The sequence below is a fragment of the Flavobacterium sp. 3HN19-14 genome (genome assembly GCF_051373205.1).
Taxonomy (GTDB): Bacteria; Bacteroidota; Bacteroidia; order Flavobacteriales; family Flavobacteriaceae; genus Flavobacterium.
Map to the genome: position 1 here is coordinate 326,750 of NZ_JBPPZT010000001.1, position 18,168 is coordinate 344,917.

Genomic DNA, 18,168 nt, shown 5'->3' on the forward strand with positions numbered 1-18,168 from the left:
TTAATTTGTTTTGAATTACTACAATTCTGAAAAATCAGATTGTGCTTTTTGAACCATTAAGGCATTAAGAAAATTAAGGCTTAATGAAACTTAATGCCTTAATGGTTTAAAATCTTAACAGTGAAATGTGGCGTAAAATCTAAAAATCGGCGTCGAAACTAATTTTTTGTGCGTCGCTGTCGCCGGATTGCGTGTTGTTTAAAACGCCGGCTTTCTGGTATTCGGACACTTTCTTTTCGAAGAAATTGGTTTTTCCCTGAAGCGAAATCATGTCCATGAAATCAAACGGATTCGATGTGTTGTATTCTCTATTGCAACCCAATTCTACGAGTAAACGGTCGGTTACGAATTCTAAATATTGTGTCATTAAATTGGCATTCATTCCAATCAAACTTACCGGAAGCGATTCGGTGATGAATTCCCTTTCGATATTCAGCGCATCGACGATAATCTCGCGGATTCTTGCTTTTGGGACTTTATTGACCAAATGGTGGTTGTGCAAATGCACGGCAAAATCGCAGTGAACGCCTTCGTCGCGCGAAATCAATTCGTTCGAAAAGGTCAATCCCGGCATCAAACCGCGTTTCTTCAACCAGTAAATCGAGCAAAATGCGCCTGAAAAGAAAATGCCCTCAACGGCAGCAAAAGCGATCAATCTTTCGGCAAACGAATCAGACTCAATCCATTTCAAGGCCCATTCGGCTTTCTTTTGATTGCCGGAAAAACTTCCAAGGCATTGAAAAGCTGGTCTTTTTCGGCTTCGTCTTTTACGTAAGTATCAATCAAAAGCGAATAGGTCTCGCTGTGGATATTTTCCATCATGATTTGAAAACCGTAGAAGAATTTCGCTTCGGCGTATTGCACTTCGTTGACGAAATTTTCGGCTAAATTCTCATTTACGATACCGTCAGAAGCGGCAAAAAACGCAAGAATGTGCTTGATGAAATATTTTTCGTCTGCATTCAGTTTATTATTCCAGTCGGTCAAATCCTGCGACAAATCGATTTCTTCGGCAGTCCAGAAACTGGCCTCCATTTTTTTGTACCATTCCCAGATATCGTGGTGTTTTATTGGGAAAATTACGAATCGGTTTTTGTTTTCCTGCAGTATCGGTTCTATCGCTGACATAATTTGGTGACTTTTATCGTATTTTCAGGCATTCGGTTCCTGAATTCTGACTGATACAAATATTGTATTTTTTGACGGTTTATAAAGCCAAAAAACAGCCAACTTATCCACAATCGGGCAGAGTTTTTAACAAAGTGAAGTTTTGAATAATTATTTGTGGTAAATTACAATATTCTGATTTTCAATGTTTTAAAAACATTAATTTTTTGTAAAGTCGCATAAAATATAGGGTTTTTAAAAAGTGTGAAGAAGAAAATTAACACTTCACTAAAAAGATTATTTCTTCAAATCGGCAGCCACTTTTTCAAGCTCAGCATACCAATTTTCACCAAACCTTCTGATAAGCGCTTCCTTTACAAATTTATAAATCGGTACTTCGAGTTCGGCACCAAAGCACAGGCCGGATCGCAGATGTCCCAACGGTCATAATTCACAGCGGCGAATTCCGTATAATCTTTCACGCGAACCGGATACAAATGACACGAAACCGGTTTTTTCCAGTCGATTATTCCCTGATTATAAGCTTGTTCGATGCCGCAAAGTGCAGTTTTTCCGTCGAAAATGACGTAGGCACAGTCTTTGTTGTCGATTAACGGGGTCTCTAAATCGCCGTCAGTTCCGGTTACCCAAGGATGTTGCGCTTCAATCGCGGCAATGCCTTCTTTTCTCAGGAACGGCTTTACTTTCGGGTAAATCTCTTCGAGGATTTTCGTTTCGGCTTCGCTTAAAGGTGCGCCCGCATCGCCATCTACACAGCAGGCGCCGTGGCAGGCAGAAAGATTGCAGACGAAATCTTTTTCAAGAATGTCTTCGGAGACTATGGTTTTTCCGAGTTGAAACATTCCGCAAAGATACGGCGCAATTTTAGATTTTGGATTTCAGATTTTAGATTATTAGTGCGGAAAACTACAAACGTGCTTTTAATTTCGAAAGATTATACGCCGAAGTTTAAAAAATACATGTCGGTTTTCAGCATTTATAAATATTAATTTCTAATTTTACTTTGAATTTCAAAGTTCTTTTAATTAATTTTGTAAAATAATAATTCAATATGGAATATTTTGTAAAAAAGGATTCAGTCGTGCGGAAAATCTGGGGAAAGAGCGACACTGTACTGTTCATATTTGCCGGCGCTGCCGCAGAATTCGCACTCAACAAAGCCGTTGACTGGCTGTATTTTACCGGAAAATTGCCGAAAGATCCACTTGGACGGCTTTTTTCAACTGTAGCTTATGCACGCGTCATTATTTTTTCAGAAAAGGAAGTTGCTTTTCGTACAATTGATTCGATTGCAGCGATTCATGCCGGTGTTGAAGAAAACCGCGGTGCGAAAAATTCCGAATTGGGCATACCGCGATGTGCTTTTTATGCTGATTGATTATTCGATTCGTTCATTTGAATTGCTCGAAGAAAAGCTTTCTGAAAAAGAAAAACAGGAAGTTTTTGATGTCTTTTATCGTTTCGGAAGCCGGATGGGAATTACCGGCTTGCCCGAAACTTTTCGGGATTGGGAAAGATGCGGCACCAACATTTACAGGAAAACCTGCAGCACAGCATTTATACGGATGATTTATTTTTACAATACCGCAAGCATTTAGGGGCTTTTCGTTATCGGATTTTATTAGAATCGCAGGCGCTTGTCGTTCCTGCTGAAGCCAGGAAGTTACTGGGATTGAGGAAATTTTCACTGCTTTTTCCGCTGATTAAACTCTATAAATTAAGTCGAAAGATAAATGGCGATTTGCTTATTAAAGAAATGCTTATCCCTGAACAATATAAAAAGCAAGTGATGGCGCTGGATGTGGTCATGACCTGATTGATCGGTTATTAAGAAATGTGATTGAAAATCAGGTATTTCTACGCATAGCCACGCGAAAGCAATCCCATAGATTTGTGGATACCAATAAGTTCCATTAAAATCTAACCATTATGACAAACCCAAATTTTACCGTTGCCGATTACCTGCTTACGCGGTTGAAGCAACTCGACGTCACCGAAGTATTCCAGATTCCCGGCGATTATGTCAAGCATTTTACGCAAGCACTCGAGTATTTTCCGGGTATTGAAACCATCGGTTGCGCCAACGAACTAGATGCCGGTTATGCCGCCGATGCTTATGCCCGCACCCGTGGACTGGCAGCTATTTCGCTTCAATACGGCGTAAGTACTTACAGCGCGCTCAATGCTGTTGCCGGTGCTTATGTAGAACGCAGCCCGATTGTCGTCATCAGCGCAACACCAGGTGCCGATGCGCGCAACATTACCGATATGTATGGCGTATTGTACCACCATTCGACTGGCAACCTACAAGCCGATGAAGATATTTATCGTCATGTGACAGTAGGTGCGATTACTTTGAGCACTTCTCAGGGCGCACCTGAAAAAATCGACAACCTGATTATTGCTGCGCTTACACACCAGCGACCGGTTTATATTGCCTGCTATAAGGAAGTGTGGGGAGAACCGTGCCCGGAACCGGATGGCACACCGTTGTCTGCCATCATTCCGAAAAGCGAGCCGCTGGCGTTGCAAAATGCACTAACGCAGGCCTGGTCGCAAATCACGGCAGCCAAACAGCCTTTGATTTTTGCCGGCGTTGAAATCCTTCGCCACGGATTGGCACCATTGCTTCAGGAAATCATCGATGCGAGCGGATTTCTTTATACCACGACTTCACTTGGCAAAACTGTTCTCGATGAAAAAGGCGACAAATTCATCGGCACTTATGCAGACGCAGCTTCGCTTGACAGTGTTGTAAAAACAGTCGCGGCTTCCGATTGTTACCTGACTTTAGGTACAATTATGACGGATGATTATCTGTATTTCATCGAAAACCAATATGCCAAATGCGTGTTGGCGAATACAGAACAGGTGCGTGCAGGTTTCTTCATTTACGAAGGCGTTACGATGCGTGATTTTATGGAAGGGTTGCTGAATCTTTTTAAAACTTCTGTCCCGGGCAATGGCGTTCCGGCTTACCCGCTTCCGATGGTCGCTCCGCCGCAGCCAAAATTTCCGGAACCATGGAAATCAAATTCAGACAAGCAATGGGACGACCAGCCTGAAGTGATTACGTACAATCGTTTTTTCGAAAACGCGTCCAAATTCCTTGAAAACAACAATCTTTTATCCGAAACCATAATGACTTATGGCGTAAGTTGTTCCTTATATGTTGCCACGAATTTATATGGATTGTACCAGAACAGCTTTATTTCCTCAACGGCATGGCAGTGCATCGGCTTTGAAACCGGCGCAGCAATGGGCGCACAACTCGGCAGCGGCAAACGTGCATGGGCAATCGCAGGTGATGGTGGCTTTATGATGATCTGCCAGTCGTTATCAACTTTGGCACGCAACAACCTCAATGCGGTGATTTTTGTGATGAGCAATCAGGTGTATGCGATTGAGCAGGTTTATGTAGATATTACTTCGTTCCAGCCTGGTCCTGAACATAAATTTGATGCATTTGACATTCTTCCGAAATGGGATTATATGGCGCTCGCGAAAGCTTTCAACGCCGACGGACACAGGGTAACGACCATTAGCGAACTTAACAATGTACTGAAAATTGTTGCCGGTACGAAAGACAAGCCAACGCTTGTTGAAGTCGTCATCCCACAGAAAGATTTACCCAACCAGATGTATCGACTTGGTACGATGCCTTAAAAAATGCCAAAAATCAATTTCAAAAATCAATTTCAATTTTAAAAATATCATGAAAACATATTCCATATTTGGAGCCGGCGGTGCCGGACTTTATACTGCCTGGCGATTGCTCAGCGGTACAACCAACAAGGAAAATCAGGAAAAAGCGCTCGGAAAAGGCGATATCCTCGAATTGTACGATTGGGGCAACTACGATTTCCTGAACGACGGTAAAGGAACACGTCCTGCCGGCGCGCGCGTTTGCACCTGGCATTATAAAAATGACAAATCGAATTCTTATCTTGAAGTCGGCGGCATGCGCTATTCAGAATGGGATGGCACTCCGGAAGGACAAGGCCATCGTTTGGTGACCACAGTCATTGACAATCTTGGGCTAAAAGCTTTCTCCGTTCCTTTCGATGAATCTTCAAATCCGTTGTATTGTTTGCGGAATAAGAACATTTATTACAATGACATTACGGCGACCAACCTTCCGCCTTACAACCTTTCCAATCCGCAGGAAATCAAACCCGACGACGGCTTTTCAATCGTAGGCAATCTCGCCGTGACCGCCAATTATCCGGTGACACGCAACGATTGGTACGATTTTTATCGCAATGGCGAAATCAAGGAAGACATGCCTGCATCGTCAGTTTTCCAAAAGGAGACAAGGTCAAAAACATCGGCTACTGGAACCTTATGTACGACCAATTGGGTTCTGAAGGCTTCAATTATTCTGCCGACGGAAACGGTTACACTTCCAACGTCATCAATTGGAACTCGGCCGTAGCTTTTAATGCCAACAACGAATTCACGCCCGGGAATTCCTACAAAACGTTAACGCTTGGTTATTCGAGTATGTTCAACGCGTTGTTTGATGCGATTGTCTCATTGGCAAAAGACATAGGCATCGACTTTCAATACCACGCCAATACGCGCCTGCATTCAATTTTGAGCAAAGATAATACGGTGCATTTTACACTCGCAACAAGAGAGCATCCAAACAAAAAATCAGCTTCAAAAACCGCCGATGCCGCCTGGATGGCGATGCCGCGCGGTTCTATAGATTTGGTTGCCGAAGCCACGCGTTACCAGGAACACGACGCCACAGACGTGCTCAACCATGAAGCCGTGCAGTTGTATCTTGAATCTGCTGTCATGCAGCCTTCTTATAAAGTCGGCATGTTCTTTAAGGAAGCCTGGTGGCTGGATCAAGCGAAATATCCTGCGGCAATCATCGCTTATGAAATTACGCCTGACGTATTAAAAACACTGGCATCAAAAGGATTTCCTGCCGATTATTTAATCAAGATAGCTGAAAGTTCCGATGTGATGAATGTATCTTTTGCAGACGCACCATCACTATTCGCCGCCGTTGAGAAAGCAATCGGTACGTCGCTGACTTCAACACAACAAGAAGAATTGTTACAATACAGCCAGCGCAATACGATTGGACACGAAGTGTAACCGACATGCCGATCAGACAGGTGGTTTACTTCGGAAATAACGCGCTCGACCAAACCAATGAGCCGGTTTACGGCATCCTTGCCAGTTATGACGACGAGCAGTATACCAGCTTTTGGGAAGAGCTTGAGTATGGAACAGATTCGGTAGAAAAAGTGCCATTTGCTTCGAATTATCAAACCTTGCGCCGACCTGAAAACGCAAAACCAGCCATGGTAAATATGCTGCGTCAGCAACTTGCCACCTTGCATTACGGTGCCGGAACTGACTATAATGTAATTCCGGAACCGCTCGAAACCAAATATATGGATTGGTCGCTGCCGCCTTTCAACGCGGGATATCACGCATTTGCAGCCCATTATGACGTTTGTGATGTACAGCGCAAAATCCGCAAGCCATCGCAGCTTATTCCCGGTGCTGATGCCAATATCTTTATTGTGGGTGAAGCCTATTCTAACGATCAGGCTTGGGTTGAAGGCGCTTATTGCACTGCCGAATCGGTATTGAATGATTTCTTCGGAATCGGACCGATTATTGACAATAAAGATTATCCGTTCATCGCGCCGCCAGTTGATTAATTAGTCAATGAGGCAATTAGAGAATACTTGGTTTGCGAGAATTCGATACATAGAAATCCCTGCTATAATTTTGCAGGGATTTTTTTATTGTTCTGAATTCAGGAAACTTAGAATTCCTTCGACATCTAAAACATAATCAATCACGGCGTTGTCAATGGCATGACGCGGCATGAAATCTATTTCTGCTGTATCCGGATTTTGTACGATTGTAATTCCGCCGGATTCTTTCAGCGTGATAAGCCCGTTTGTGCCGTCGGAATTTGCGCCGGACAATAAAATTCCCGTAAGGTTTTCACCATAGACATCAGCAGCAGATTCAAAAGAAACATCTATGCTTGGCCTGCTGTGGTTGACTTTTTCGGAAGTGTCAAGCGAAAGCAGGTTATTTTTTTCGAATAAAAGATGGTAATCAGAAGGCGCTACGTAAATGAATCCGTGGCGCAACGGCGTCTTGTCTTCGACTTCCCTCACAGGGACACTGGTTTTTAGGGCGAAAAGTTCTTCGAGCGTAGAATCTTCTGCGCTTTTTCTGTGTAAAACAATCACAAGTGCATAAGACGCAATAGCTTGCAGCCGCGGCAGGATTTTCATCAAGACATCAAGGCTGCCTGCAGAACCGCCAATGATGACTACTCTGGTTGCGGTGGTTATCTGACTTTTTTCCATATTTTCTCTTTCTGCAATTGTTGGTATTTGCCTTGTATGGAAGTATATTTTATCGATTCTTTCGTTCCCAATGCGAGATAACCGAGTTTCGAGAGACTGTCGTCAAAAAGCACAAGTGCGCGTTCCTGCAAATCCTTATCAAAATAAATCAGTACATTGCGGCAAAGGATCAGATCGAATTCATTGAACGAACGGTCAGAAACCAGATTATGCGGAGAAAAGACCATTCGCTGAATCAAATCTTCGCCAAATTTCGCGAGTCCGTAATTGGCAGTATAATAATGCGAGAAGTCTTTTTGCCGCCAGATGCCATATAATTTTCTGAATATTGCTGCATCATTCTAAGCGGAAAAACGCCTTTTTTTGCGACGTTCAGCACAACCGTATTAATGTCTGTTGCATACAAAAGTGATTTGTGCAAAAGATTGGCTTCCTTGAGCATGATCGCCATCGAAAAAACTTCTTCTCCACTCGAACATCCGGCATGCCAGATGCGAAGAAAAGGTTTTGTGGCAAGCACTGGCAGTATTTCCGTACGCAATACATTATAAAAATGCGGGTCGCGGAACATTTCTGTAACATTGACGGTGATTTCTTCGAGCATGCGTTCGAAATAATCGCCGTCTGAGCGGACTTTCATCAAAAACTGCGAAAAATTCGTGAAGCCGTCAAGATGGAAAAGCCGGTCGACACGCCGCTTGAATGACGCGCGCGAATAGCCCCCGAAATCGAAACCGTAGTATTCGTAAACGTCATTGATCAGCACTTCTATTTCGCGGTCATCTACCATAAAAGTGCTTATAAAGTAGTCAGTAAATGGAGCAATTTGTCGACGTCGACGGGTTTGGAGATGTAACCATCGGCGCCTGCAGCGAGGCACTTTTCACGGTCACCGACCATCGCCTGAGCTGTAACCGAAATGACAGGCACATCCTTTCTCTCTGGCATTTTTTTGATGAGCGGAATGGCTTCGTATCCGTCAATATCAGGCATCATCATATCGATTAAAACGGCATCAATAATGGTATCGCCTTTAAGGATTTCAAGTGCTTCCTTCGCACTCGTACACGACAAGATCTCGTAAGAACGGGCGCGTAAAACAGCCGACAACGCAAAAATATTGCGCGTATCATCATCTATAATTAAAACTTTCTTGCCTGTCCATAAATCTATTTTCTGTCGTAAAGCCAAACCCTTAATAATGACAATAATTGGTCGACGTCTACCGGTTTTGTGATATAATCTGACGCGCCGGCGTTGATACATTTCTCGCGGTCTCCTGTCATCGCTTTCGCCGTCACGGCAATCACCGGAAGTGTTTTGAACTCTTTTTTCTGGCGGATGCGCGTCGCCGTTTCATAACCATCCATATTCGGCATCATCATGTCGAGCAAAACGACGTCGGTTTTCGGATGCTGTTCGAGTGCGTTTAGTGCTTCCTTGCCGTCTATTGCCGTTATCACATTCATTTTTAAAACCTCGAGTGCTTTCGTAAGCGAATAAATATTGCGCACGTCGTCATCGACAATCAAAACGGTTTTGTGTTTCAGGACGTTATTCAGATAATGATTTTTGCGGCTTTCGGTTTTACCATTGCCATTTTTGGTTTCTTCTACTAAATGTAAGAACAGTGAAACCTCATCAAGCATTCTTTGGTAAGAATGTGCGGTTTTAACGACGATGGAATCTGCATATTTTTTAATGCGGAGTTCTTCCTGCATCGAAAGGCTTTTTCCAGTGAATACAATCACCGGAAGGTTTTCCATGCCGGCATTTTTCTTGACATTTTCGAGGATTTCGTAGGCCTGTTTATCGGGAATTCCCATATCAAGGATTACGCAATCGACGGCTGAATTCTGCAAAGCATCAACGCCTTCAGTGACTTCGCTCTTGATTTCAGAATTGATGTTGTAGCCTTCGAGGAAATAAGCGAGTGCTTTTGCATGTTTCGGATTGTCCTCAATGATCAAGACTTTTTGTGATTCACGGTTGACGATGCGTTCGATTTTCTTGAAGATTTCAGGCATTTGTTCGTAAGCGACCGGTTTATCAAGGAAATTCACCGCACCTTTAAGCAGGCTTTCCTGTTTCAGTTGGTGCGACGACATGATATGCACCGGAATATGTTTCGTCAATGCGTTGTTTTTGAGTTCCTCCATGACTTCCCAGCCACTTTTTATCGGAAGCTGGATATCGAGCAGAATCCCGACCGGTTTGTAAGTCAGTGCGAAATTGATTGCGAAATCGCCACGAACTGAAACCACGCCTTTATAACCGCGTTGGCGTGTAAATTCTAATAAGGATTTAGCGAAATTAACGTCATCTTCAACAATGAGAATGACTTTGTCGGCTTCTGCAATTTGGTTGCGGTCATCGGGCACATCTTCCGGAATTACTGCACTTATATATTGCGTATTGATTTCCGGAACAGAAGCTGGTTCTTCTTCCGAAACATCTAAAACGGTTTTATTGTTAGTTGTCTGCATCGCAGCCGAACCGGAAACCGGGAGACAAAGCGTAAATTCACTGCCCTCGTCGATTTTACTTTTCAGTGAAATTTCGCCTTTGAGCAATTTTGCAAGTTCACGGCTGATCGACAACCCGAGGCCGGTGCCGCCATATTTGCGCTTTGTAGAGCCGTCTGCCTGCTGGAACGCTTCGAAAATAAGCGGCTGTTTTTCGGTTGGGATTCCGATTCCGGTATCTTTCACGCTGAAACAAATCGTCCTTTCGTTTTTCGGGTCTTTGTAGATTGCTAAAGTGACACCGCCTTTCGAGGTGAATTTTAATGCGTTCGAAATCAGGTTTTTTAAAATTTGCTCGAGGCGCATTTTATCTGTTTTAAGGACGAGCGGCGCATCGGTATCTTCAATCTTGAATTCGATGTTTTTTGCTTTTGCGACCTCCGTGAAAAGCGATTTAAGACTATCTGTTATTTCTTTGAGCGGCGTATCAAGGAATTCAAGTTCCATCTTTCCGGCTTCAATTTTTGAAAGGTCGAGGATTTCATCAATCAATCCCAACAAACCATTCCCGGAGCTTTGAATGACGCGCGCGAATTCTATCTGCTCGTCATTCATATTCTTGTCGTTGTTTTCAGAAAGCAAGCGGCTCAGCAATAAAATCGAGTTCAGCGGCGTGCGCAATTCGTGCGACATATTCGCTAAAAACTCCGATTTGTAACGCGTCGATAATTCAAGTGCTTCTGATTTTTTCTGGATTTCGGTATTCTGTTCTTCGAGTAAAACACTGCGCTCGGCCAATTCTTCGTTGGTCTGCTGCAATTCTTCCTGCTGTACTTTGAGCTCTTCTTCGGAAGCCTGCAATTTTTCGGTCTGTGTTTCGAGCTCGGCGTTCATGCTTTCGAGTTCGGTGTGCTGCAGCCTGAGTTCTTCGGATTGCGATTGGGTTTCTTCGAGCAATTCCTGCAGGCGTTTGCGATTTTGTGCGGCGGTCATGGCAATGCCGATATTGCCGGATATCGTTCGAAGGAAATCAATCTGCAATTGCGTGTATTCTTTTATGTTGGCCAATTCGACGACACCTTCGACGGCGTTATTGTCTGTGAGCGGAATGGCGATAACGTGTGCCGGTTTGACTTCGCCTAAAGCATAAGAAATCCTGATACTTTCCGGTGTCAGGTCGCGCAATTCCATTATTTTTCCGGTAGCGGCAACTTCTCCGATTAAGCCTTCACCGACTTTGAAATTCTCGCGGTCTTTTGACGGAATATAGCTATAACCCGAAACGGCATAAACATAATCGGCTTCTTTTGCATATAAAACCCCTGCGCTGCTTCCGGTATAAGCAGACAACGAAGCGACAACATCTTTAGCAAGCTGCTCAAGGGTTTTTTCGCCCAACATCACATCATTGATTTGCGCAATTCCGGCCTGCAGCCATTCTTTCTCGGCCAATAGAGTGAACGAATGGTCGAGCGACTGTGCCATATTGTTGAGCGAATCGCCGACACTTCCCAATGCATCACTTTCGGTATCGTTGACGCGGATTTCGTAATTGCCTTGTGAAATTTGTCCGGCTATGCCACTGATGACGCGGATTCTTTCGGCAGTTTCGATTTCATTTTTCTGTAATTCGGCCTGCAGTCGTTGTCTTTGCGTGAAATCTTTAAGCATCCTCGAAAAGAAAATAATGCTGATGGCCAATGCCAGAAGTGCCGCAACAACAATCAGGATAAGGCTGTAACCACCATACTTATCTGTATCTCCGGTCCTGATGGCAAGCAGCCTTTGTTCTTCGTCGCCTATTTTTTTGTAGGATTCGCGAAGATCGTCGAGTAATTCTTTTCCGTGTGATAAATGGGCTTCAGTTGCTGTATTTCCAGCCGATTTATAGTCGACGCGTTCTTTCAGATAAGCGTAGAAGGCATCACGTTTCGGCGCTAATTCTGCAATGTTCTTTTGCTGTCTCGGATTGTCAACAGTCAATTCCAGCAAATTATCAAAATAGGTTTTGGATTTTACTTCTGCGTTAAAATAAGGCGTCAATAAATTACTTTTTCCTGTAATCAAATAACCGCGAACGCTGTTTTGTGCATCAAGCGCGATAAATTTCGCTTCATTCAGATTATAAATCACTTCCTGCGTGTGGTTGACCATTCTATAGCTTTGCAGCAGGTTGGCGATGGCTACATAAGATGCAGTAGAACTTACCAGTAAAATCAGCATTGAGATTACAGAGCTTACTACGAGATTTCTTTTAAAGTTTCCGTTCATATCAGTGGGAATTATTGTTCAAGCGGCAAGACGATTATAAACGTCGCGCCTTCATCGACGCGGCTTTTGGCAGTGATGATGCCGTTGTGCTTTTCTACGATTTTTTTGGCGATGGCAAGGCCGATTCCGGTGCCTTCATAAGTGCCGCGTTCGTTGAGGCTTTGGAAAATCACGAAAATTTTGTCGAGGTAATTTTCGTCAAAACCGATGCCGTTGTCTTTTACGGTGATGCGGCAGAATTTGCCTTCGGCGAAGTGGCACCGTCGAATTTTCTTTCTGTAATAATTTCACAGCCGATTTCAATAACTGGCGCGACATCATCTTTTGAAAATTTAAGGGCATTGCCGATAAGGTTTTGGAAAACCTGACGCAATTGGCTCGGAACACCTGGAATTACAGGTAAATGTTGTGCTTTTACAGTGGCTTTCTTCTCTTCAATTAAATAATCAAGATCTGAAAGTACTTCAAATACAACATTATTGAGATCGGTTTTTTCAGGCTTCACTTTGGCTGACAGACGCGAATATTCGAGCAAATCGGTAATCAATTTCGACATCCTTCCGGCAGAACTGATGGTACGATTGATGTAATCGTCGGCCTTTTCGTCTGCCACGAGGAATTTCTCTTTTATGATTTTCGTGAAAATCTCGATTTTGCGCACGGGCTCCTTCAAATCATGCGACACGACCCACGAAAATTGCTGGAGTTCGTGGTTGCGCAATTCGAGTTCTTCGTTTTTGGAAGAAAGTTCACGCGTGCGTTCACGGACTTTCAATTCAAGGTTTTCCTGTGCTTCTTTGCGGATTTCGATTTCCTTTGACAGCAAATCCCTAATATCTTTGAGTTCGTTTTGCTGTTGGTGCAGTTTCAGGAATGCTTTTACTTTCAGAATCAGCAAATCCGGATCGACGGGTTTTGTGATGTAATCTACGGCGCCGGCTTCATAACCTTTCGAGATGTATTTTTTCTCCTTATTAAGGGCCAAAGGAAAATCACGGGAATATCTTTGGTGCGGTTGCTTCCGGCGAGTGTTTCGGCCACTTCAAAGCCGTCCATGCCGGGCATCTGAACATCGAGGATAATGAGGGAGTAATTTTTCTTAAGGATTTTCTTTAACGCATCTTCTCCCGATTCAGCAGCATCTGATTCGAGGTTGTGCAGTGCCAGGATTTTTTGTAGTGGGACAATGTTCTCCCTTTTATCATCTACTATAAGTATCATAATTTCGGGATTACATTGACGCAGGAAGATGGCTGCTCAGTATGTTTTTAAGGGTATTGCACAATTTTGAGTAATCGGTAGGCTTTTCGATATAATCGAGTGCGCCATATTCATAACACTCTTTCTGATAATAGGAAGATGTAGAATACATTACCACCGGAATACCACGTAATTGCTCGATTTTTCGAATTTCTTTGAGGCAACTGATACCGTCCATCCGGGGCATGTTGACATCCATGAAAATGAGGTCGGGCAAGGGCTTCCCTCCGGGGTTGAGTTGCTCGAGTGCTTCGACGCCATCGTTGGCACTGGTGTAAATTACAGCGGCGTTGGCTTCTGAAAGCGCTTCACTGAAAAGCATCTGATCATCGGGGTCGTCGTCAACTAATAGTATGGTATGTATTTTTTGGCTCACCCTCAAAAATACGAATAACTAAAGGAAAATAAAAGCCCGTAGGAATTTTGGGTTTTTATTAACATCTGTAAGTTTTGTGAATTTGAAGGAATAAATTTAAAGAATAGGTTTAAAACCTGATTTCTGCCTTCAATATAACATATCTTCCCGCAGGCGGTAATCGGTTTTTGAAATGCTGATATCGCTGACGCTGTAGTTCCTGATTAGGTATTTGTACCTGAATTTCGATTTTAGCACATCGATTCGTTAAATTCATCAATTCTCTAAAAACCACCCGATTAGGTCATTTTTATTGCATTTTTTGTAATTATTTTAACATAATCGATTAAAAATCGTGTAAAATTTCCAGCAAATCCTGTAAGACACGCTGCGCACTCCCAATGTAATTTTGAAGTATAAATTTTTAAAAACTAAAATTGCCATGAAAAAATTACCATTATTGATGTTTGCAGCAGGATGCCTTGCAATCACATCGTGTTCATCAGATGATGACAGCGGAAGCAACAACAACGGAAACGTAACTGCAGACCTTGTTGGAACATACGACCTTACTGCCGCAACTGCTGCAAGTGCACAGGATTATGACGGAGACGGAGACAGCAACACCAACCTTTCACTAGAAGGTTCTTGCTACAATGAATCTTGGATCAGCTTCCACAATGACGGGACTTATGACGAAAGTTACACCAGCTCGACTACCAGCGAAGGCGGATTAAGCCTTGATTGCCAGACAAAAGTTTCTTCAGGAACCTACACCCAAAATGGTGACACCATTACTACAAACCGAACTTCTGGTACTGGTTCAGGAAGCGCGACTGCAACATTTACATTTAATGCGGCTGCACACACGTTGACCAGAACAGACAGCAACAGTTCTTATTCAGGTTGGAATGCAGCTTCTTCATTATGGGCAAACTTAACAGGAAACCTTAATCTGACTTTCACAAAATATACCAACAATGACAACGATAACGGTAATTCTGATGACGACGATGACAACGTAAGTACTGACGGAAGAGCCGAAATCATCGGTAACTTCGGACTAACAGCTTTATTGACAGGTTCTGCACAGGATTTAAATAATGATGGCAACAGTTCTACCAATTTGCTGACTGAAACCAACTGTTATGCTTCTTCGCACATTACTTTTAACAATGACGGGACTTATACTGAAGAATCTTCAAGCAGCAGCCTGTTGAGTTCATTGGGATTGGCTTTGACTTGTAATTCTTCGACACATACCGGAACTTTCATTCGCAACGGAAACAACATCGTAACGAGAATGACTTCAGGAAGCGGAACGGTTACAACCAATTACACACTGAATACAGAAAACAATACGATTTCGAGATCTGATTCAAGCGGCTCTTATCCAACTTTCAACAGCGTTACAAATCTTTTTGCAATGACTACCGGAAGTTTGAGCTACACTTTTACTAAATCAGGAAGCTCGAATTAAGAAACACACCTCGATTCCATAGAAAAAATGCTCCTTAACCGGAGCATTTTTTGTTTAATACAATTTTTCAAAAAAAGGATAACATTATAATTGTGTAACATCTGAAGAAAATTATGTAACCTGAAAAATTCGCAAAAATCGTATTTTAGCTGTCCTTATTAAAACAAGTCATGAAAAAACTAATGCTGCTTAACAAAAAGATTATCAGGGACAAAGAGTTGTTTTTGGGCTTTGTGGCGTGTGGTTTTTTTATTGCCGCTTATGTGGTTTACATATTTATACAGTAATCACATTTCCAGGTCTTTTCCTTTTCATAAAAATTCACGTAGAAGAAATCCTCCGAACTCAATCCGAGTTCGATAAAAGTGGTTTGTAATATTTCCTGCTTTTCAGTGCTTAATTCCGGCTCTGAAAGCTTCAGGAATTCCAGGAAATGATTCATACTTTCAAACTTGAAACTGAGTTTTGTATTGAGGGAATAAGGCGTAATCTTGAAATCGAAGGCCTTTCCGGTCTTCGGATGCTGCTCCGGCAACTGGTAAAAACCTTCCTTGATTAATGCTTCTAGTATGGGTTTGAAATTGGAGTTCATTGGATTTCAGGTTTCAGATTCAGAGTTTCGACTTAAACCTAAATTTACGAAATTTCTAATTCAAATACTCTTAAAATATTCCCATAAAAAAACCTGCTACATTCGCAACAGGTTCTCCCTTAAATATAAAAAAAGTCTAAAATCTCAAATGAAAAAGGCTACCAGATTTTTACCCTGTTTTTCGAAGCCAGGTAAAGCGAATCGCCGGGTTTTACATTAAAAGCCTGATAAAATTCGGGAATGTTGCGCACAATTCCATTCACGCGGAATTTCGCCGGAGCATGCGGATCGCCAGCAATTTGTGCTCTTAACGATGCTTCGCGCTGTTTCGAAAGCCACGACATTCCATATCCGATAAAGAAGCGCTGTTCGCCTGTAAAACCATCAATTTTCGGGGACGGTTTTCCGTTAAGGCTCATTTTGTAAGCGCTTAGGGCAATCGCGAGTCCACCCAAATCACCAATATTTTCTCCCAATGTATAACTGCCGTTGATTTTTAAATCCGGAAAAACATTGTATTGGCTGAATTGACCGGCCAATGCTGAAGTCCTTTTTTTGAAAGCATCCAAATCATTTTTAGTCCACCAGTTGCGCATTACGCCCTCGCCATCAAAACCTGCGCCCTGATCGTCAAAGCCGTGTCCGATTTCATGCCCGATTACTGCGCCAATACTACCATAATTGATGGCATCATCAACATTAGGGTCGAAAAACGGAGGTTGCAGAATCGCAGCCGGAAAAACAATTTCGTTAAGCGACGGATTGTAATAAGCATTTACCGTTTGCGGCGTCATCGACCATTCTGCGCGGTCAACAGGTTTGCCAAGCTTAGTGATTTGGCGGTTGTATTCAAAATCATCTGCTCTTTTGACATTTCCATACAAATCATTCTTAGTGATTTTCAACGTTGAATAATCGCGCCATGTGTTAGGATATCCAACTTTCGGATTGAATTTTGACAATTTTTCCAATGCCTGTTTTTTGGTTTCAGGCGACATCCAGTCAAGTTTTTTGATGCTTTCCTCGTAGGCTTTCAGGACATTTTTGACCATTTCGGAAATTTTCTCTTTTGCTTCGGGAGAAAAATGTTTTTTCACATACACTTCGCCAACCAATTCACCTAAATTACTATTGACCATGCCAACAGCGCGGCGCCATTCCGGTTCCTGTTCAGTGATACCATAAAGTGTTTTTTCATAGAATGAAAAGTTCTCATCGTCTATTGCCTTCGTAAGCACATCAGATTTTGAGTGCAGCAATCCCCATTTGCAGTACAATTTCCAGGGTATCGATGGAAGTAGTTTTGATGATGTTGTCGAGCGCTTTAAGGTAATCGACCTGAGCGATGATGATTTCATCGGTATTTTTCACACCTGAATTTTCGAGCATCTTATTCAGGTTGAAAGAAGGCAGCAGCTTCGCGGCATCTGCAATTTTATATTTGTTGTAAGTCAGTTGATTGTCGCGCGCATCTTCTTTTTTCATTTGTTTAGACGCAAGAAGCGTTTCGAGCCCCATGATTTTTTGCGCGCCGGCTTCCGGATTTTCTACACCACCAAGTTTCAGCATATTGGAGATATGAATTTGGTATTGCTTCCTGATGGATGCAGAAGTCGCGTCTGAATGGAGGTAATATTCCCTTTCAGGCAATCCAAGACCGCTTTGCCAGGCAAAAAGTGCATATTTCGACGGGTTTTTATAATCCGGTTCTACAAACAAGACAACTGGCGTCTGAACTTTCTGCATGCTTTTTCCGAAATAAACGGCAAGATCATCATCGTTTTTAATGGCATCGATTGCTTTCATTTCCTCGGCTAAAGGCGTAATTCCTTTCGCGTCGCGTGTTTTAAAGTCGAGATACGATTCGTAGAAATCGCCCATTTTTTGTTCTTTGCTGCCTTCGGGAAAATGTCCTTTCGCAGCATCGGTAATAATCGTTTGTACGTTTTTTATGGCTTCATCGTCGATGATCTCACTTACGCCGTAAGAAGATTTATCGGCAGGGATCTGATTGTTTTTTACCCAATTGCCGTTGACATAAGCGTCGAAATTGTCGCCGGGCTTCACGAGCGTATCCATATTTTTTAATAGGAGCCCTGAAATTTGAGAACCATTTTTCTCTTTAGCACAGGACAATTGCAGTAATATAGCAGCACCGCTAAGCAATACCGCTATTCTTTTTGTAAGTTTCATTTTCATTGGTAAAAAGATGTGTCAATATTAGACAAGTTTATTGTAAAATGTTACAATTTGCGGTAGAATTA

20 protein-coding genes and 2 pseudogenes are annotated in these 18,168 nt (G+C 42.7%); 8 read left to right on the plus strand and 14 right to left on the minus strand.

Annotated elements, in window-relative coordinates; genetic code table 11:
* Window positions 1-139 precede the first annotated feature (139 nt).
* Window positions 140-1,128, minus strand: a pseudogene (locus tag ACSLFW_RS01625) (ribonucleotide-diphosphate reductase subunit beta).
* Window positions 1,129-1,404: 276 nt separating this feature from the next.
* A pseudogene (locus tag ACSLFW_RS01630) lies at window positions 1,405-1,970 on the minus strand (DUF3109 family protein).
* A 209-nt stretch (window positions 1,971-2,179) separates the two neighbouring features.
* Here ACSLFW_RS01630 and ACSLFW_RS01635 point away from each other — a divergent pair.
* From ACSLFW_RS01635 to ACSLFW_RS01665, 7 genes are all read left to right on the plus strand, one after another.
* Window positions 2,180-2,506 carry a hypothetical protein gene (locus ACSLFW_RS01635; protein ID WP_436554360.1) on the plus strand — a complete coding sequence of 109 codons (327 nt, stop codon included), beginning with the start codon at window positions 2,180-2,182 and terminating at the stop codon, window positions 2,504-2,506.
* Between the two features lie 65 nt (window positions 2,507-2,571).
* Window positions 2,572-2,697 (plus strand): hypothetical protein, encoded by a 126-nt coding sequence (locus ACSLFW_RS01640; RefSeq protein WP_436554361.1) that lies wholly within the window; start codon window positions 2,572-2,574, stop codon window positions 2,695-2,697.
* Window positions 2,636-2,944 carry a hypothetical protein gene (locus ACSLFW_RS01645; RefSeq protein ID WP_436554362.1) on the plus strand — a complete coding sequence of 103 codons (309 nt, stop codon included), beginning with the start codon at window positions 2,636-2,638 and terminating at the stop codon, window positions 2,942-2,944. The genes ACSLFW_RS01640 and ACSLFW_RS01645 overlap by 62 nt, the downstream gene beginning before the upstream one ends.
* 113 nt (window positions 2,945-3,057) lie before the next feature.
* Complete coding sequence (locus ACSLFW_RS01650) at window positions 3,058-4,794, plus strand: alpha-keto acid decarboxylase family protein (protein ID WP_436554363.1); 1,737 nt, start codon at window positions 3,058-3,060, stop codon at window positions 4,792-4,794.
* A gap of 49 nt (window positions 4,795-4,843) precedes the next feature.
* Entirely contained in the window at window positions 4,844-5,563 is a 720-nt protein-coding gene (locus tag ACSLFW_RS01655; protein ID WP_436554364.1) for a hypothetical protein, read from the plus strand.
* A complete protein-coding gene (locus ACSLFW_RS01660) occupies window positions 5,473-6,240 on the plus strand; it encodes a hypothetical protein (RefSeq protein ID WP_436554365.1) in 768 nt (255 codons plus the stop codon). Before ACSLFW_RS01655 ends, ACSLFW_RS01660 begins: the two co-directional genes overlap by 91 nt.
* A gap of 5 nt (window positions 6,241-6,245) precedes the next feature.
* Window positions 6,246-6,815 (plus strand): hypothetical protein, encoded by a 570-nt coding sequence (locus tag ACSLFW_RS01665; RefSeq protein ID WP_436554366.1) that lies wholly within the window; start codon window positions 6,246-6,248, stop codon window positions 6,813-6,815.
* A gap of 84 nt (window positions 6,816-6,899) precedes the next feature.
* Here the strand turns inward: ACSLFW_RS01665 and ACSLFW_RS01670 are convergent, their stop codons facing one another.
* From ACSLFW_RS01670 to ACSLFW_RS01710, 9 genes are read right to left on the minus strand one after another with little or no spacing between them, the layout of a single operon-like run.
* Window positions 6,900-7,481: a chemotaxis protein CheB gene (locus ACSLFW_RS01670; protein WP_436554367.1), complete on the minus strand. Its 582-nt coding sequence runs from the start codon at window positions 7,479-7,481 to the stop codon at window positions 6,900-6,902.
* Window positions 7,463-7,708 (minus strand): CheR family methyltransferase, encoded by a 246-nt coding sequence (locus ACSLFW_RS01675; protein WP_436554368.1) that lies wholly within the window; start codon window positions 7,706-7,708, stop codon window positions 7,463-7,465. Before ACSLFW_RS01675 ends, ACSLFW_RS01670 begins: the two co-directional genes overlap by 19 nt.
* A gap of 8 nt (window positions 7,709-7,716) precedes the next feature.
* Entirely contained in the window at window positions 7,717-8,271 is a 555-nt protein-coding gene (locus ACSLFW_RS01680) for a CheR family methyltransferase (RefSeq protein WP_436554369.1), read from the minus strand.
* Window positions 8,272-8,279: 8 nt separating this feature from the next.
* On the minus strand, window positions 8,280-8,672 hold the full coding sequence (locus tag ACSLFW_RS01685; protein WP_436554370.1) for a response regulator: 393 nt from the start codon (window positions 8,670-8,672) through the stop codon (window positions 8,280-8,282).
* Entirely contained in the window at window positions 8,651-12,217 is a 3,567-nt protein-coding gene (locus ACSLFW_RS01690; protein WP_436554371.1) for a response regulator, read from the minus strand. The genes ACSLFW_RS01685 and ACSLFW_RS01690 overlap by 22 nt, the downstream gene beginning before the upstream one ends.
* A gap of 11 nt (window positions 12,218-12,228) precedes the next feature.
* Window positions 12,229-12,486 (minus strand): sensor histidine kinase, encoded by a 258-nt coding sequence (locus ACSLFW_RS01695; RefSeq protein ID WP_436557357.1) that lies wholly within the window; start codon window positions 12,484-12,486, stop codon window positions 12,229-12,231.
* A complete protein-coding gene (locus ACSLFW_RS01700) occupies window positions 12,438-13,202 on the minus strand; it encodes a histidine kinase dimerization/phospho-acceptor domain-containing protein (RefSeq protein WP_436554372.1) in 765 nt (254 codons plus the stop codon). Before ACSLFW_RS01700 ends, ACSLFW_RS01695 begins: the two co-directional genes overlap by 49 nt.
* Window positions 13,145-13,438: a response regulator gene (locus ACSLFW_RS01705; protein WP_436554373.1), complete on the minus strand. Its 294-nt coding sequence runs from the start codon at window positions 13,436-13,438 to the stop codon at window positions 13,145-13,147. Before ACSLFW_RS01705 ends, ACSLFW_RS01700 begins: the two co-directional genes overlap by 58 nt.
* Before the next feature lie 10 nt (window positions 13,439-13,448).
* On the minus strand, window positions 13,449-13,853 hold the full coding sequence (locus ACSLFW_RS01710) for a response regulator (RefSeq protein ID WP_436554374.1): 405 nt from the start codon (window positions 13,851-13,853) through the stop codon (window positions 13,449-13,451).
* 421 nt (window positions 13,854-14,274) lie between these two features.
* Between ACSLFW_RS01710 and ACSLFW_RS01715 the strand changes: the two genes are divergently transcribed.
* The gene (locus ACSLFW_RS01715) at window positions 14,275-15,312 is read left to right on the plus strand and encodes a hypothetical protein (RefSeq protein ID WP_436554375.1); all 1,038 of its coding nucleotides are present in this window, start codon (window positions 14,275-14,277) and stop codon (window positions 15,310-15,312) included.
* A gap of 268 nt (window positions 15,313-15,580) precedes the next feature.
* Here ACSLFW_RS01715 and ACSLFW_RS01720 read toward each other — a convergent pair whose 3' ends face one another.
* The 3 genes from ACSLFW_RS01720 to ACSLFW_RS01730 form a co-directional block, all read right to left on the minus strand.
* Window positions 15,581-15,904, minus strand: coding sequence for a hypothetical protein (locus tag ACSLFW_RS01720; RefSeq protein ID WP_436554376.1), 324 nt, complete (start codon window positions 15,902-15,904; stop codon window positions 15,581-15,583).
* Window positions 15,905-16,062: 158 nt separating this feature from the next.
* On the minus strand, window positions 16,063-17,262 hold the full coding sequence (locus tag ACSLFW_RS01725; protein ID WP_436554377.1) for a M13 family metallopeptidase: 1,200 nt from the start codon (window positions 17,260-17,262) through the stop codon (window positions 16,063-16,065).
* On the minus strand, window positions 17,144-18,097 hold the full coding sequence (locus ACSLFW_RS01730; protein WP_436554378.1) for a hypothetical protein: 954 nt from the start codon (window positions 18,095-18,097) through the stop codon (window positions 17,144-17,146). The genes ACSLFW_RS01725 and ACSLFW_RS01730 overlap by 119 nt, the downstream gene beginning before the upstream one ends.
* Window positions 18,098-18,168: the final 71 nt, after the last annotated feature.

What these genes read in the sequence shown, in the direction of transcription:
- ACSLFW_RS01725 (WP_436554377.1), bottom strand. Translation starts at nt 17,262, where the DNA reads ATGAAATCATCATCGCTCAGGTCGATTACCTTAAAGCGCTCGACAACA.
- ACSLFW_RS01635 (WP_436554360.1), top strand. Translation starts at nt 2,180, where the DNA reads ATGGAATATTTTGTAAAAAAGGATTCAGTCGTGCGGAAAATCTGGGGA.
- ACSLFW_RS01730 (WP_436554378.1), bottom strand. Translation starts at nt 18,097, where the DNA reads ATGAAACTTACAAAAAGAATAGCGGTATTGCTTAGCGGTGCTGCTATA.
- ACSLFW_RS01675 (WP_436554368.1), bottom strand. Translation starts at nt 7,708, where the DNA reads ATGGTCTTTTCTCCGCATAATCTGGTTTCTGACCGTTCGTTCAATGAA.
- ACSLFW_RS01705 (WP_436554373.1), bottom strand. Translation starts at nt 13,438, where the DNA reads ATGATACTTATAGTAGATGATAAAAGGGAGAACATTGTCCCACTACAA.
- ACSLFW_RS01650 (WP_436554363.1), top strand. Translation starts at nt 3,058, where the DNA reads ATGACAAACCCAAATTTTACCGTTGCCGATTACCTGCTTACGCGGTTG.
- ACSLFW_RS01720 (WP_436554376.1), bottom strand. Translation starts at nt 15,904, where the DNA reads ATGAACTCCAATTTCAAACCCATACTAGAAGCATTAATCAAGGAAGGT.
- ACSLFW_RS01680 (WP_436554369.1), bottom strand. Translation starts at nt 8,271, where the DNA reads ATGGTAGATGACCGCGAAATAGAAGTGCTGATCAATGACGTTTACGAA.
- ACSLFW_RS01715 (WP_436554375.1), top strand. Translation starts at nt 14,275, where the DNA reads ATGAAAAAATTACCATTATTGATGTTTGCAGCAGGATGCCTTGCAATC.
- ACSLFW_RS01670 (WP_436554367.1), bottom strand. Translation starts at nt 7,481, where the DNA reads ATGGAAAAAAGTCAGATAACCACCGCAACCAGAGTAGTCATCATTGGC.
- ACSLFW_RS01690 (WP_436554371.1), bottom strand. Translation starts at nt 12,217, where the DNA reads ATGAACGGAAACTTTAAAAGAAATCTCGTAGTAAGCTCTGTAATCTCA.
- ACSLFW_RS01665 (WP_436554366.1), top strand. Translation starts at nt 6,246, where the DNA reads ATGCCGATCAGACAGGTGGTTTACTTCGGAAATAACGCGCTCGACCAA.
- ACSLFW_RS01660 (WP_436554365.1), top strand. Translation starts at nt 5,473, where the DNA reads ATGTACGACCAATTGGGTTCTGAAGGCTTCAATTATTCTGCCGACGGA.
- ACSLFW_RS01655 (WP_436554364.1), top strand. Translation starts at nt 4,844, where the DNA reads ATGAAAACATATTCCATATTTGGAGCCGGCGGTGCCGGACTTTATACT.